Below are 233 nucleotides of genomic sequence, written 5' to 3'. Positions count from 1 at the left end.
GGCCCGATTTCAAGGGGCTACCCGCGGGCGCGGGCAGCGTGGCCAAGGGGCAGGAGGTGTGGGAGGGCAAGTGCGCGCACTGCCACGGCATCTTTGGCGAATCAGGCGAGGTCTTCAATCCGCTCGTGGGCGGCACCACAGCCGAGGACATCAGGACCGGTCGTGTGGCCAAACTGCTGGACCCGGCGTATCCGGGGCGCACCACGCTCATGAAGGTGGCCACCGTCTCCACA

Annotated in this window: 1 protein-coding gene; it reads left to right on the top strand. The window is 67.8% G+C overall.

The genetic code is table 11. The annotated features are described in order from the left end of the window. Nucleotides 1-233, top strand: a 233-nt coding sequence (locus tag RRF55_RS28070) for a c-type cytochrome (protein ID WP_439419308.1), incomplete at both ends; no start/stop codon positions are given.

This window comes from Klebsiella sp. K47 (assembly GCF_051858335.1).
In the GTDB taxonomy this organism is placed as follows: Bacteria; Pseudomonadota; Gammaproteobacteria; order Enterobacterales; family Enterobacteriaceae; genus Klebsiella; species Klebsiella pneumoniae.
Note: the sequence above shows the minus strand (reverse complement) of the source record. Positions and strands in the feature narration are given on the sequence as shown.